Raw genomic sequence first — 15373 nt, forward strand, 5'->3', positions numbered from 1 at the left:
AACATGGCAGAATCAGAATACTTAGTTAATATACAGCATGAACGTCTTTCCTTTTTCACTCCGGCCGGAGAGGTCAAGACCTTAAATGATGTAACCATACAGATGAAGGAGGGTGAAGTCCTCGGCATCGTTGGAGAGTCAGGTTCAGGTAAATCCGTTACAGCCTATTCCATCATGGGTCTTACTGCAGAAAACGGAAGGATCATGGGCGGTTCTATTGAGTTTAACGGTCATCGTATCGACCAAATGACAGAAAAGGAGCTTAGGCAGATCCGTGGAAAGGAGGTTTCCATCATTTTCCAGGATCCCATGACCTCCCTTAATCCTGTATGGACCATAGGAAACCAGCTGGAGGAAGCCATCAAGCTCCATACCGATAAAAAGGGAAAGGAAGCTACCGGAAGAGCAAGGGAGCTTCTTGAACTGGTAGGAATCAATGAGCCCGATAAGCGTTTAAAGCAGTTCCCTCATGAGCTTTCAGGTGGTATGCGTCAGCGTGTCATGATTGCCATGGCTCTTGCCTGTGAGCCAAAGCTTCTTATCGCCGATGAGCCTACAACAGCACTTGATGTTACCATCCAGGCTCAGATCCTTGAACTCATGCAGGAGCTGAAAGATAAGCTCGGCATGGGAATCATCATGATCACCCATGATCTCGGTGTTGTTGCAAGCATGTGCGACCATATCGCCGTTATGTATGCCGGAGAGATCGTTGAGTACGGAACCACCGACGACATTTTCTACAATCCAAAGCACGAATATACAAAGGGACTTCTTAAGTCCATCCCGAACCTTGCAGAAAAGGATTACGAAAGACTGGTACCTATCGAAGGTCAGCCCGTGGATCTCCTTAACCCTCCAAAGGGCTGCGGCTTTGCTCCGAGATGTAAGAACTGCATGAAGATCTGTATTGATAAAAAGCCACTTAGAAACAACTATGATGGAATCCACTATTCCAGATGCTGGCTTCAGCAGAAGGAAGATTTTGAAAAGGGGAAGACCACCGTTTCCACAGATGACCGAGGCATCGTCATAAGGGAGACATTAAACGCAGGAGGTGAAAACTAATGAATAAAGAAGATATCTTACTTGAAGTATCCCACCTCAAGCAGCATTTCCCTGTGGCAGGCTCAAACAAATTTGTAAAGGCCGTTGACGATGTCAGCTTCTTTATAAAGAAAGGCGAAACCTTTGGCCTGGTTGGTGAGTCCGGATGCGGAAAGACAACCACCGGTCGTTCTATCTTGAGACTAACAGAGCCCACATCCGGAAAGATAGTTTATGACGGAAAAGTGATCTTCGATTCAGAAAACAATATAAAGGCAGACATGCTCCCATACCGCCGTAAGATGCAGATCGTATTCCAGGATCCTTATGCATCCCTTGATCCCCGTATGACAGTAGGAGATATCGTTGGAGAGGCCTTGGATATACATAAACTTTACAAGACAAAAGCAGAACGCAGAGACAGAATACTTGAACTCCTTTCAACAGTAGGTCTCAACAGTGAGCACGCAAACCGTTATCCTCACGAGTTCTCCGGCGGACAGCGTCAGCGTATAGGCATTGCCAGGGCCCTGGCTGTTGATCCCCAGTTCATAGTTTGTGACGAGCCGGTTTCTGCACTTGACGTTTCCATTCAGGCGCAGGTTGTAAATATGTTCGAGGATCTGCAGAAGAAGATGGGTCTCACCTATCTTTTCATTGCTCATGACCTTTCTATCGTGAATCATATTTCCAACAGAATCGGTGTTATGTATCTGGGACATATGGTAGAGCTTGCAGACTCCGATGAGCTTATTTTCCACCCTATACACCCGTATACGAGATCACTTATTTCTGCCATACCTATAGCAGATCCAAAGACTGCCAGAGCCTCCAAGCGTATCATCCTGAACGGAGATGTACCTTCTCCGGTAAGCCCTCCTTCAGGATGCCCGTTCCGCACGAGATGCCCTTATGCTGATGAGCTCTGTTCACAGGAAAAACCGGAATTCAAAGAAGTTAAACCAGGTCACTATGCAGCATGTCATCACCTGGATCTAACAAGTAATTTATCTAAAGGAGGAATATTATGAGAAAAAAAATCACAACCCTCGTTGCAGCAGCTGTATCTGCAACACTTTTACTTTCAGCCTGTGGTTCCAGCACCACTCCTGAGGCAACTGCACCAGCCGGTTCTTCAGAGTCAACAGGTACCGAAAACGTACTTAATGTACAGAGAGGTCCTTCACCTGAGACCATCGACCCTGCACTTAACTCTGCATCTGATGGTGCAAACATGATTCTTCATGCTTTTGAAGGTCTTCTCAAGTTCGATCAGAACAACGATATCGTAGGAGGTCTTGCAGAAAGCTGGGAACAATCAGAGGACGGTCTTACATGGACTTTCCATCTGAGACCTGATCTTAAATGGTCAGACGGAAGCGCTCTTACAGCCAATGACTTTGTTTATTCCTGGAAGAGAGTTGCAGACCCTAATACTGCTGCACCTTACGGCTATGACCTTCTTAATGTTGTTGCCGGTTATGAAGAAGCTTCAAAGGGAGACATTGACGCCCTTCAGGTAGAAGCTACCGATGACAACACCTTTGTTGTTCATCTTTCAAATCCCTGTGTTTACTTTGACAAGATTGCTGCATTTACAGTTATGGTTCCTGTACAGCAGGCAACCATCGAAGCTGCCGGAGATAGCTGGGCAACCGATCCTGCAACTTATATCACAGACGGTCCTTATTATATGACTGAGTTCACAGACGGTTCTCAGATCGTATTTGAGAAGAATCCGTACTACTGGGATGCAGAAAACATCACTTTCGACAAGATTGTATGGCATCTTATCGAGGATTCCAATACTTCATACACCGCATACAACCAGGGCGAGCTTGATATGATTAAGGATGTTCCTACTGAAGAGATCCCTACTCTTGATGGTAACGAAGAGTTCCATGTAGAGCCTCTTATGGGAACTTACTATGTAACCTTCAATACACAGAAGGAGCCTTTCAATGACGCCAAGGTGCGTGAGGCACTTTCACTTGCCATCGACCGTAAGTATGTTGCAGATACCATCATGCAGGGTACATATTCACCTGCTACAAACTTTGTAGGTGCCGGCGTATCTGATGCAGCTGAAGGTTCTTCTTTTGTAGATGTAACAAAGGAAAAGTACGGCGATCACTTTGATATCGAGAACTACGACGCCAACCTTGAAAAGGCAAAGGAGCTTCTTGCAGAGGCAGGCTATCCAAATGGTGAAGGTTTCCCTGCATTTGACTACCTTACAAATGATGCCGGATACCACAAGGCAGTTGCCGAGTATCTCCAGTCTGCATGGGCTGAGCTTGGATTAACCATGAATGTAAACATCCAGGAGTGGAAGACTGTTACAGCTGACCGTCGTTCAGGCAACTTCGACGTTGCACGTAACGGTTGGGTATATGACTGGGATGATCCTTCAAACATGATCAACCTTCTTGAGACCACCAACGGAAACAACGATGGTAAGTACTCATCAGCAGAGTTTGATAAGCTTGTAGATGAAGCAAGAAGCACAACTGACATTGACAAGCATTACGATCTTCTTCATCAGGCAGAGCAGGTTCTTCTTAAGGACGCTGCTATGGCTCCTATCGCATACTACAATGAGTTCTGGCTCCAGAAGCCAAACCTCAAGGGAACATGGCATTCACCTTACGGTTACTGGTACTTCATGTACGGTTCACTTGAGTAAAATCTGATATTTTATATTTTCCCCTGCGGCAAAAACCGCAGGGTTTTTTTCTTTCAGAATTGTATGAATCGGCTGAACTGTTACTGCTTCTGATATCATTATAGGAGTTGTATGATTCAGTTCTGTTGCCCATGACATTGTAATATGCTAGAATAAAATCTAATGCAGACGCTATTAAAGCTGTCTCATTTTATCTAAAATCACTTATACAGGTATGAAGGAGCCCCTTCATAACCATATGCCTGAGAATCGGCAGAATGGAGATTATTTTTATGTCAGATAAACGCAGAGTTATGCTGAAGCTTTCCGGCGAAGCACTTGCCGGTGAAAAACATTTCGGTTTTGATGATGATACCATCAGGGAAGTTGCCAGAGAAGTTAAGTCAGCAGTAGACGAAGGTGTACAGATCGCCATAGTTATCGGCGGCGGAAATTTCTGGAGAGGCCGCCAGTCCGAGGCTGTAGACCGCTATAAAGCCGATCAGGTGGGAATACTTGCCACAGTCATGAACTGTATATATGTATCTGAAATATTCCGAACACAGGGTATGAAAACCATGGTCATGTCCTCGATACAGATTGGGGATATGGCAGATCTTTTCAATAAAGACAAAGCTCTCAATGCCATGGCAGAGGGAACAGTTGTATTCTGCGCAGGCGGAACTGGTCACCCTTACTTTTCAACAGATACCGGCGTAGTGCTCCGTGCAGTTGAGCTTGAATGTGACGAGATACTTCTTGCCAAGGCCATCGACGGTGTCTATGACTCAGATCCAAAGATAAACCCTGACGCAAAGAAGTTTGATGAGCTTTCCATACAGGAAGTGGTAGACAAGCGTTTAGGTGTTATAGACCTGGCTGCATCAGTTATCTGCATGGAAAACCATATGCCGCTGGCTATCTTTTCTCTTAACGAGGAAAATGGTATCGCCAATGCTCTTAAGGGTCAGATAAACGGCACCAGAGTTACTACATAAATTTATACATTATCCCGAAAAATCGGGTTTAAACAGGAGGATTTAATTATGGATGATCAATTTACCATTTATATCGAGAAGATGCACAAAACACATGATAACCTCATGTCAGAGCTTGCAACTATCCGTGCAGGACGTGCAAACCCTCATGTTCTGGACCGTATCATGGTAGATTACTACGGCACACCTACACCTATTCAGCAGGTAGGTAACATTTCCGTTCCCGAGGCTCGTCTTATCCAGATCCAGCCGTGGGACAAGAGCTTACTTAAAGAGATCGAGAAGGCTATAAATATGTCTGATCTTGGTATCAACCCGACAAACGACGGAACTGTTGTCCGTCTCGTTTTCCCTGAGCTTACAGAGGAGCGACGTAAGGAACTCACAAAGGATGTTAAGAAGAAAGGCGAAGAGGCGAAGATCGCCATCAGAAATATCCGTCGTGATGCCATGGATCTTGCAAAGAAGCTTGAGAAGTCATCTGAGATGACAGAGGATGACCTTACCCGTGCCACAAAGGACATTCAGGAGCTTACAGACCACATGTGCGAGAAGATCGACAAGTCTGTTGAAGCAAAGAACAAGGAACTCTTAACAGTTTAATATGGAAAACAATAACGATATCATTAACAACGAAGGCCGCAATATACCTGCCCATATCGCCATCATACTGGACGGAAACGGAAGATGGGCCGAAAGGCGGGGACTTCCCAGAGCCATGGGGCACAAGCAGGGCTGCGAAACTCTTGAAACCATCGTTGCGGACTGCGCAAGACTGGGAGTAAAGTATCTGACCGTCTATGGCTTCTCCACTGAAAACTGGAAACGTTCGGAGGAGGAAGTGGGCGCCCTGATGAAGCTTTTCCGCCTGTATATGGTGAAGCTCATAAAGGTTGCCAACGAGCACAATGTCAAGGCCCGTATGATAGGCGAAAGAAGCCGCTTTGCCCCCGACATCCGGGAAGGCATAGAAAAGCTTGAGCAGGAAACCGCTCAAAACACCGGAATGACATTTGTCTTTGCGGTAAACTACGGTTCCAGGGATGAAATTGTCCGTGCAGTAAGAAAGTATACCCTTCAGGCTATAAGAGAAGGTAAATCCGAAGAGGAGATCGAAGCTCTGACAGAACAGGCATTTTCCGGTTATCTCGATACAAGCGGGATGCCTGATCCGGATCTCGTCATAAGGACTTCAGGTGAATTCAGGATTTCAAACTACCTTCTTTGGCAGAGTGCCTATGCGGAATATTATATAACTCCGGTTCTCTGGCCCGACTTCAACAAAGAAGAGTTATTGAAGGCCATCGATAACTTCAACAGCCGCGAACGTCGTTTTGGCGGCAGATTAAAAAAATAAATTTTGACTCAGGCTTCTTTTACCAATCGGGTTCGGGCAATGATATCCCTTTACCTGCCCGCGATGTGTCGACAGCTTATTTCGACGCACCTGCGATAGAAAAGAAGCCTGTCTTTGTTGTATAAAGTTCTGCCGTTCTGCATATTGCAGCCTGCGGAACCTTATATGATCAATGGGAATACATATGTCAGCTACAGATAATTTAAAAAAAGATCATAATGAAAAGAAACCCGGTTCCTTCATCACGAGACTTATAAGCGGTATAATTCTGGTTATTCTCGCGGCAATAATAGTGCCCATGGGAGGTCTGCCCCTGTTTCTTCTGACCTTCCTCATTTCCATGATAGGTCTTTTTGAACTGTACAGGGTTTTCGGAATAGAAAAAAATTCACTGGGACTTGTGGGATACCTCACTACCATAGCCTATTATGTTATTGTCTGGTTCAATCTGGATAAATACTTTACGCTTATGGTTGTGCTGAGCCTTATGGCCCTCATGTCTTTCTATGTCATTACTTATCCGACCTATAAGATCACAGCAGTGGCAAAAGCCTTTATGTGCGTCTGCTATGCCGGTATCATGATGAGTTATCTGTATCAGACCCGTGCCATGCCTGACGGAGTGTATCTTGTATGGCTCATTTTTATTGCCAGCTGGGGTTCCGACACCTTTGCTTATTGCACGGGGATGCTCATAGGAAAGCACAAAATGACTCCTATACTGAGTCCCAAAAAAACCGTGGAAGGAGCAGTCGGAGGTGTCATAGGAGCTGCGCTCCTTGGTTTTGTTTATGCCACGATCCTTCAGAGCCGTTTCACCTATATCCTTAATCCGGGAGCAACATGTGCCATTGCCTGCGCGATCGGAGCACTCATCTCCATGGTGGGAGACCTCACCGCTTCCGGCATCAAAAGAGATTATGAGGTAAAGGATTACGGCACCCTGATCCCCGGTCACGGCGGTATCATGGACAGATTTGACTCACTGATTTTCACTGCACCTGCAGTTTATTTTGCCTTAACATTTTTAAATATCTGAAAGAGGATTAATGTTTATGAGAAGATTGGTAATACTTGGTTCCACAGGTTCCATAGGAACCCAGACTATCGATGTCATAAATGGTGACCCGGAGATAGTAGTCACAGGTCTCGCTGTTTACGGTTCCATTGATAAATTAAAAGAGCAGGTAGAGACACTTCATCCCGAAGTAGTCTGCATATATGACGAGAAAAAAGCTGAGACCTTCAAAGGCTTCGGCTTACCTGTGAAGGTTCTTTCCGGAATGGAAGGACTTATCGGGATTGCAACCATGGAAAACTGTGATGAGGTTGTTGTTTCCGTTGTGGGAATGATAGGAATCCAGCCTACCATCGCAGCCCTTAAAGCCCATAAACAGGTGGCTCTCGCCAATAAGGAAACTCTTGTATGCGCAGGACATATCATCATGCCCCTGGCAGCAGAGTGCGGTATAGACATTAAGCCTATAGACTCGGAGCACAGTGCCATATGGCAGTCCCTCACCGGAGAACCTCATGAACGTATAGAGCAGATCCTTCTGACAGCGTCAGGCGGTCCTTTCAGAGGCAAAAAGCGTGAGGAACTCAGAGGGAAGACGAAAGAGGATGCCCTTAAGCATCCTAACTGGGCTATGGGAAGAAAGATCACCATAGATTCCTCCACCATGGTAAACAAAGGTCTGGAGGTACTGGAAGCCCACTGGCTCTTTGATGTTCCTGTGGATATGATAAAGGTTGTTGTACAGCCTCAGTCCATCGTCCATTCAGCTGTTCAGTATGTGGACGGTTCTGTTAAGGCACAGCTTGGTCTTCCGGACATGAGGATCCCGATTGAATATGCCCTTTATGCACCTGACCGCCGTGCACTTCCGGAGGATCAGCGGCTGGATCTGGCAAAACTAGGTCAGCTCACCTTCGAGGATCCGGACATGGATACCTTTAAGGGTCTCGCCCTTGGCTTCCGTGCCGGAAGAACAGGCGGATCCATGCCGACTGTTTACAACGCAGCCAACGAGGAAGCGGTGGCCATGTTCCTTGAGGACCGAATAGATTTCCTCGAAATAGCCGATGTTATCGAAGAGGCCATGAATGCTCACGAAGCACACGTAGTGGCTTCTCCCTCTGTGGAAGAGATCCTTTCCATCGAAAAATGGGCAAGAGATTATGTAAAGAATAATTCAAAAATAGTACGCTGACAGGAGATATAAACTTGGGAATAATTGTCGCCCTTCTGGGCTTGAGTTTTTTAATATTTTTCCATGAACTCGGACACTTTCTGGCTGCCAAGCTCTGCCATGTGGGTGTCCTGGAGTTTTCCATAGGCATGGGGCCGAGACTTATAAGCCGGGTAAAAAACAATACCCGATATTCACTGAAGCTTTTGCCCCTCGGCGGAAGCTGTGCCATGCTGGGGGAAGACTCAGCCGGTTCCGGTGATTTTTCTACAGCATATGGGGAAGAACTGCCGGACCGTGAAAATACCGGTGATCCATGGATCGACTATGACGGTGTCCGTTTCAGAAAATCCGAAATCGTTAAATACAGTTTCCAGCAGAAGCCTGCCATACAGCGATTTTTCATTTGTATCGCAGGAGTAATGAACAACTTTATACTGGCTGCAGTTTTTGCAGCTGTGCTGGTTTTTTTCTGCGGTTTTGATCCTCTGTATATAACCGATACAGTTGAAAATGTTCCTGCTGCAGAAGCAGGTTTCCAACAGGATGACAATCTCATATATCTCGGTCTTCATGATAAACACTTATCCAGGATGCCCGGATACAGGGATCTTTTCATGTGGATGTATATCAATGCTGAGGACTTTGATGAAAACACCTTGCTTGACGTTGTGGTTCTCCGTAATGGCAGAAAAGAAACTATCACCTTTAAGCCCTACTACAATGAAGAGCAGCAAGCTTACAAGCTTGGGCTTGCATTTTACGGTGGTCGGATGCTTGCATCAACCCCCATGGAGTTCATAAAGTATTCCTACTATGAATTCCGGTATGATCTCACCATCGTGATCCAGAGCCTGAAACTCATTGCCAAAGGAAAAGTACACAGAAATGAAGTCATGGGACCCGTTGGTACCGTCAGCGTCATGAGTACTACTGTTGAGAAGTCCTCTAAATACGGTATTTTCAATGCCTTCCTGGTTTTCCTGGAGCTTTTAAGCATGCTGTCCTCGAATCTCGGCATCATGAACCTTTTGCCCATACCTGCCCTTGACGGAGGAAGACTGCTATTTATACTTTTCGAGATGATCTCGAGGCGCAGGCTTCCTTTTTCCATCGAGGAACGCATCAACCAGATCGGCATGGCAGCCCTGCTTATGCTGATGCTTGTCATATTGTCAAACGATATCTGGAATATCATTTCCGGAGCCTATGCTTCTATACTTGGAGGTTAATGAAAATGTTACCAAGAGAGAACACTAAAGTTGTAAACATTGGAAACGTAAAGATCGGCGGGAACAATCCCGTTGCGATCCAGTCCATGTGCAATACCAAAACAGAAGATGTAAAAGCAACTGTTGATCAGATTCTGAGACTTGAAAAAGCAGGATGCGAGATAATCAGATGTACTGTCCCGACAAATGAGGCAGCATTGGCCCTTAAGGAGATAAAGCAGCAGGTGCATATCCCCATTGTGGCGGATATCCATTTTGATTACAAGATGGCCATAGCCGCCATTGAAAACGGTGCCGACAAAATCCGTATTAATCCAGGAAATATCGGCTCAAACGAAAAGATACAGGCTGTTGTTGACTGTGCTAAATCCCACAACGTTCCCATCCGTGTGGGAGTGAATTCCGGATCTCTTGAAAAGGACCTCATCGAAAAGTACGGCGGTCATGTGACGGCAGAGGGCATTGTGGAGTCAGCTCTTCAGAAGGTAAAGCTCATCGAAGATATGGGCTATGACAATCTGGTGATTTCCATTAAGTCCTCGGATGTTCTCATGTGTGCAAGGGCTCACGAGCTTATCGCTGACAAGACCCGCCATCCTCTTCATGTAGGAATCACAGAGGCCGGTACCGTGTGGTCCGGAAACATTAAATCTTCAATAGGTCTCGGCTTGATCCTGGGCCGGGGCATCGGCAACACCATCCGTGTTTCATTGAGCGCGGATCCTGTGGAAGAGATCAAATCAGCAAAGCTTATTTTAAGGACCCTCGGTTTAAGAACCGGAGGCATAGAAGTTGTTTCCTGCCCGACCTGCGGAAGAACCAACATTGACCTTATAAGCCTTGCAAATGAAGTACAGACTCTTGTGGAGGAGTATGACTATAAAAATCTGAAGGTTGCTGTTATGGGCTGTGTTGTAAACGGTCCCGGAGAAGCGAAGGAAGCAGATATCGGAATCGCGGGAGGAAAAGGCGAAGGTCTCCTTATAAAGAAGGGTGAGATCATCCGTAAAGTCACGGAGGCAGAGCTTCTGTCTACCCTTAAGGCTGAGATCGAGAAGATGTGACAGAATCCGAGATGATATGACAAAATTCAAGAAGATGTGACAGAATTCGAGAAGATGTAACAGAATCCAAGAAGATGTGACAGAATTTTCCTGAATGAAACAGTTATCTATCCATTAATCTTCAGGGAATGCCGATAGTATCGGTGTTTCCCTTTGAACTTTTATATCAGAGAGGGGGTTGTGCCGCAGATACCGTGGAATGCGAGGGCGGTGCACCAAAAATGAAGAAATTTTTTGAAGTTTTTGAAACTCTGGAGGTCAGCGATGACCTCGAGGGATTATTTCGTGACACCTTTGTAACCCGTGTCACCATCACAAAAGATCATACACAGATACGAATCTACCTCTCAAGTCCTCATCTTATTGATAAGAGGACTGTTTTTCGTATGGAAAAACTCATCAAAGACCAGCTTTTCGGCAAAAAGAAGGTAGCTGTAAGTATCAAAGAGAATTTCCGTCTCAGCGCACAGTACAACGCCAGAACTCTGTTTGACATGTACCGTGACAGTATCCTGATAGAGCTCAGGAACTTCAACATCATCCTCTATAACATGATGACTACCGGTCAGATTTCATGGCAGGACGATGACACCATGGATCTCAAGGTACCAAATACCCACTTATACAAAGAGGCAAGCAGGGAACTTCTTCATGCCCTTAAACGCCTTTTTGAAGATCGTTGTTCCATAGCCTTTAATCTCAACATGCTTTATGAAGAAAAGCAGACTCCCGCATCAAAGGATCCCGGCTATAACTACATTCCTCCGGAGCTCAGGGGAGACACCGACGAGTCAAGACGCCGGAGAGCAGAGCTGCAGAAATCAGAAGGCTTCATGAAGGGTGACCACAGCTTCGCAATTCCCGACAGGGATAGTTCTGCCAATGCCAACGACCGTGACGCAGCCGCTGCAGCTTTAGAAGCACAAAATGCCCGCATGAGTGCCGACCTCAATATGGCTAACCAGAGTTCGGGATCCTACAGAGGAAACCAGGCTCAAAACCAGGGATCTCAGAATGGCAGCAGTCGTTTCGGAGTAGGCAATACCCAGTTCCAGCGTAAAAAGCGCGCCTTCAAAATGTCTGAAAATGCCGAAGTCCTTTACGGAAGATACTTTGAGGGAGAACCTGTCTCTCTAAAGGATGTGGACGCCGGATCCGGAAACATCATCATGGCAGGAACCATCTTCCTGGTACATGATCCGGTTCATACCAAAACCGGCAAAAATATACTTAAGTTTGATATAACAGATTACACTGATTCCATAACCTGCAAGATATTCGTAGATGACGAAGATATGGAGCTTGCAGCCTCATTTATAAAGCCCGGAACAGACCTTCTCATAAAGGGATCGGTGTCCTTTGACTCCTTTGACAAGCAGGTGGAAATGAGCTTTATCGACGGTATCCTGAAACATCAGATAAGCCGCGCCAAAAGGACCGACAGCCATCCGGAAAAGCGAGTGGAGCTCCATCTCCATACAAAAATGTCAGATATGGACGCAGTTTCAGATGTCTGCGATTATATCGACACCGCCATTTCCTTCGGAATGAATGCCATGGCCATCACAGATCACGGTGTGGTCCAGGCCTTCCCGGATGCAAGCATTTATCTGAAAAAACTGGGCCGTGATAAAGATTTCAAGATAATTTACGGCTGCGAAGGATACCTGGTGGATGATCAGGAGACCATAGTTGTCAATGATAAAGGTCAGGAGCTTTTCCATGACACCGTGGTTTTCGATATCGAGACCACAGGCTTCAATGCCGAGACAGACCATATCATCGAGATCGGTGCTATAAAGCTTCACAACAACGAGATCGTGGACCGCATGGACGTTTTCATAAATCCCGGTGTTCCTATTCCGTTCCGTATCACACAGCTCACCTCCATCGACGATTCCATGGTCATGGATGCGGATCCCATAGAAGTGGTGCTGCCGAAATTTCTGGAGTGGTGCGGAGACGCAGTGATAGTCGCTCACAATGCCTCCTTCGATACCGGCTTTATAAGCAAAAATGCAAAACGTCTCGGGCTTTCCTATGACCCTACCATCATCGATACGGTAAGCCTCAGCCGACTGCTGCTTCCTAAGCTCAACAGATTCAAGCTTGATACCGTTGCGAAGGAGCTTAATGTCTCCCTCGAGCATCATCACCGCGCTGTGGATGATGCGGGATGTACTGCCGAAATCTATATCAAAGAGATGGACATGGTAAAGCAGCGTGGCTGCACAAGGCTTTCAGACATCGACAAGCTGGAATTTGACCATGCCGCCAATGTAATGAAGCTTCCCACCTACCATATCATCCTTTTGGCAAAGAATGACATCGGACGCATAAACCTGTATCGACTGGTATCCGAAAGTCATCTTAACTACTTTAAGTCAAGGCCCCGTATTCCCAAGTCCTTACTAAGGAAATACCGAGAGGGACTTATCATCGGAAGCGCCTGTGTCATGGGAGAGGTGTTCCAGAGCATGATACGAGGTGTGGACGATGCGCAGCTTCTGGATGTTGCTTCATTTTACGATTACCTTGAGATCCAGCCTCTCGGAAACAACAGCTTTATGCTGGGAAATGAAAAGTATACTGCAACCACAGAGCAGGATCTCATAGATTACAACAATAAGATCATATCCATTGCGGACCAGCTGGGAAAACCGGTATGTGCAACCTGTGACTGTCATTACATTAACCCTGAGGATGATATATACAGAGCCATCATACAGGCAGGACGTGGCTTTGACGAAGAAGAGAGCGATGCCAAGCTTTACTTCCGTTCAACCGATGAAATGCTTCGGGAATTCTCATACCTTGAGCCGCAGAAAGCAAAGGAAATAGTTATTGACAATCCGAATCTCATAGCGGATATGTGTGACATGATAAAGCCGGTGCGTCCCGACAAGTGCCCGCCGGTTATCGAAAACTCTGATGAAACTCTGAGAGAGATCTGTTATGAAACCGCCCATAAAATGTATGGACCGGACCTCCCTCAGATTGTTTCAGACAGACTGGAAAAGGAGCTTAATTCAATCATTTCAAACGGTTACTCCGTTATGTACATTATCGCCCAGAAGCTTGTTGACAAATCAAACGAGGATGGCTATCTGGTTGGTTCCCGTGGTTCCGTAGGTTCTTCCTTCGCAGCCACCATGTCACATATCACGGAGGTTAACCCTCTGAGTCCGCACTATGTCTGCCCGGAATGCTTCTGGTATGATTTTGATTCACCTGAGGTAAAGCAGTTCTCAGGTATGGCAGGCTGTGACATGCCACCGAAAAAGTGTCCGAAGTGCGGAGCCGAGTTAAATCGCTGGGGCTATGATATACCATTCGAGACTTTCCTTGGATTCAAAGGTGACAAGGAGCCGGATATCGACCTTAACTTTTCGGGAGAATACCAGGCAAAAGCTCATGCCTACACCGGAGTCATTTTCGGAGAGGGCCACACCTTTAAGGCAGGAACCATAGGTACCCTTGCAGATAAAACAGCCTACGGAATGGTCAAAAAATACTATGAAGAAAAGGGAATTGAAAAACGAACCGCAGAAATAGACCGTCTGGTTCAGGGGTGCGTGGGAGTGCGCCGTACCACCGGTCAGCACCCCGGAGGAATCGTAGTACTTCCTCACGGTGAGGAGATCAATACATTTACACCGGTACAGCATCCGGCTAATGATATGCAATCCCCCATCATCACCACCCATTTCGATTATCATAAAATCGACCATAACCTTTTGAAGCTGGATATCCTGGGACACGACGATCCCACCATGATACGTCGCCTCCAGGATCTTATCGGCATAGACCCTGTAAAGGATATCCCTCTTGACTGTAAAGAGGTAATGAGCCTGTTCCAGTCAACGGAAGTCCTCGGCATTAAGCCGGAAGATATTCACGGAGTGAAGCTGGGCTGTCTCGGAATCCCTGAGTTCGGTACCTCATTTGCCATGCAGATGGTTGAGGATACAAAACCGAAGTATTTTTCCGATCTCATCAGGATTTCAGGCCTGTCCCACGGAACTGACGTATACCTCAACAACGCCCAGGATCTCATTAAGGATGGCATAACCACTCTGCAGCAGGCGATCTGCTGTCGAGACGATATCATGGTTTACCTTATGCATAAGGGCATGGATCCGGGAGAATCCTTCAGCATCATGGAGGCCACCCGTAAGCATAAGCCTCTTAAGGACGAATGGTGTCAGGACATGCTGGATCACGATGTGCCTCAGTGGTACATTGACGCCTGCAAAAAAATAAAGTACATGTTCCCGAAGGCTCATGCCGCAGCCTACGTTATGATGGCCTGGCGTGTTGCCTGGTGTAAGGTATTCCACCCTATTGAGTACTATACCGCCTACTTCAGTATCCGTGCAGACGGCTTCGACTATGACAAGATGTGCGGAGGAATAGATAAGCTAAGATATCATATGGATGAATATCTGAAGATCCCGAAGCCTACCAACACGGAAGCCGTGTGTCTCCGGGACATGCGTATCTGCGAGGAAATGTATGCCCGAGGCATAGAGTTCGCGCCTCTTGACATTTATAAAGCAAAGGCGAAGGACTTCACCATCACTCCTGACAAAAAGATCATGCCTAGCTTCACCTCCATGGCAGGTCTCGGTGAAGCCGTTGCCCAGGGCATCGAGGACGGCGGTAAGAGCGGAGTCAGATATCTCAGTAAGGACGACTTCATTAACAGGACACACTGCCCGAAGGGCTTCGTAGAGAAGTTCAGCGAGCTTGGACTTCTGGGAGATATACCGGAGTCGAACCAGATGAGTATTTTCGATTTCATGAACTAAGAGAACT

11 protein-coding genes are annotated in these 15373 nt (G+C 46.4%); all 11 read left to right on the forward strand.

Going from position 1 to position 15373, the window contains the following annotated elements; genetic code table 11:
• The first annotated feature begins 3 nt into the window (after positions 1-3).
• The 11 genes from G625_RS18915 to G625_RS0107825 all read left to right on the forward strand — a co-directional run bounded on the left by G625_RS18915 (position 4) and on the right by G625_RS0107825 (position 15366).
• A complete protein-coding gene (locus G625_RS18915) occupies positions 4-1068 on the forward strand; it encodes an ABC transporter ATP-binding protein (RefSeq protein ID WP_084152812.1) in 1065 nt (354 codons plus the stop codon).
• Positions 1068-2078, forward strand: coding sequence for an ABC transporter ATP-binding protein (locus tag G625_RS18920; RefSeq protein WP_044932004.1), 1011 nt, complete (start codon positions 1068-1070; stop codon positions 2076-2078). The genes G625_RS18915 and G625_RS18920 overlap by 1 nt, the downstream gene beginning before the upstream one ends.
• On the forward strand, positions 2075-3733 hold the full coding sequence (locus G625_RS0107780; protein WP_029200675.1) for a peptide ABC transporter substrate-binding protein: 1659 nt from the start codon (positions 2075-2077) through the stop codon (positions 3731-3733). The genes G625_RS18920 and G625_RS0107780 overlap by 4 nt, the downstream gene beginning before the upstream one ends.
• Before the next feature lie 272 nt (positions 3734-4005).
• Positions 4006-4710 (forward strand): UMP kinase, encoded by a 705-nt coding sequence (gene pyrH / locus G625_RS0107790; RefSeq protein WP_044932005.1) that lies wholly within the window; start codon positions 4006-4008, stop codon positions 4708-4710.
• A 48-nt stretch (positions 4711-4758) separates the two neighbouring features.
• Positions 4759-5313: a ribosome recycling factor gene (frr, locus tag G625_RS0107795; RefSeq protein WP_029200677.1), complete on the forward strand. Its 555-nt coding sequence runs from the start codon at positions 4759-4761 to the stop codon at positions 5311-5313.
• Position 5314: 1 nt separating this feature from the next.
• Positions 5315-6067: an isoprenyl transferase gene (locus G625_RS0107800; RefSeq protein WP_044932008.1), complete on the forward strand. Its 753-nt coding sequence runs from the start codon at positions 5315-5317 to the stop codon at positions 6065-6067.
• 184 nt (positions 6068-6251) lie between these two features.
• Positions 6252-7106 (forward strand): phosphatidate cytidylyltransferase, encoded by an 855-nt coding sequence (locus G625_RS0107805; RefSeq protein WP_044932010.1) that lies wholly within the window; start codon positions 6252-6254, stop codon positions 7104-7106.
• A 16-nt stretch (positions 7107-7122) separates the two neighbouring features.
• A complete protein-coding gene (locus tag G625_RS0107810; RefSeq protein ID WP_029200680.1) occupies positions 7123-8280 on the forward strand; it encodes a 1-deoxy-D-xylulose-5-phosphate reductoisomerase in 1158 nt (385 codons plus the stop codon).
• A 14-nt stretch (positions 8281-8294) separates the two neighbouring features.
• On the forward strand, positions 8295-9491 hold the full coding sequence (locus G625_RS0107815) for a M50 family metallopeptidase (protein ID WP_029200681.1): 1197 nt from the start codon (positions 8295-8297) through the stop codon (positions 9489-9491).
• Positions 9491-10555, forward strand: coding sequence for a flavodoxin-dependent (E)-4-hydroxy-3-methylbut-2-enyl-diphosphate synthase (gene ispG / locus G625_RS0107820; protein ID WP_029200682.1), 1065 nt, complete (start codon positions 9491-9493; stop codon positions 10553-10555). The genes G625_RS0107815 and ispG overlap by 1 nt, the downstream gene beginning before the upstream one ends.
• Positions 10556-10776: 221 nt before the next feature.
• On the forward strand, positions 10777-15366 hold the full coding sequence (locus G625_RS0107825; protein WP_029200683.1) for a PolC-type DNA polymerase III: 4590 nt from the start codon (positions 10777-10779) through the stop codon (positions 15364-15366).
• Positions 15367-15373: the final 7 nt, after the last annotated feature.

Source organism: Oribacterium sp. NK2B42, from assembly GCF_000424445.1.
In the GTDB taxonomy this organism is placed as follows: Bacteria; Bacillota; Clostridia; order Lachnospirales; family Lachnospiraceae; genus Oribacterium.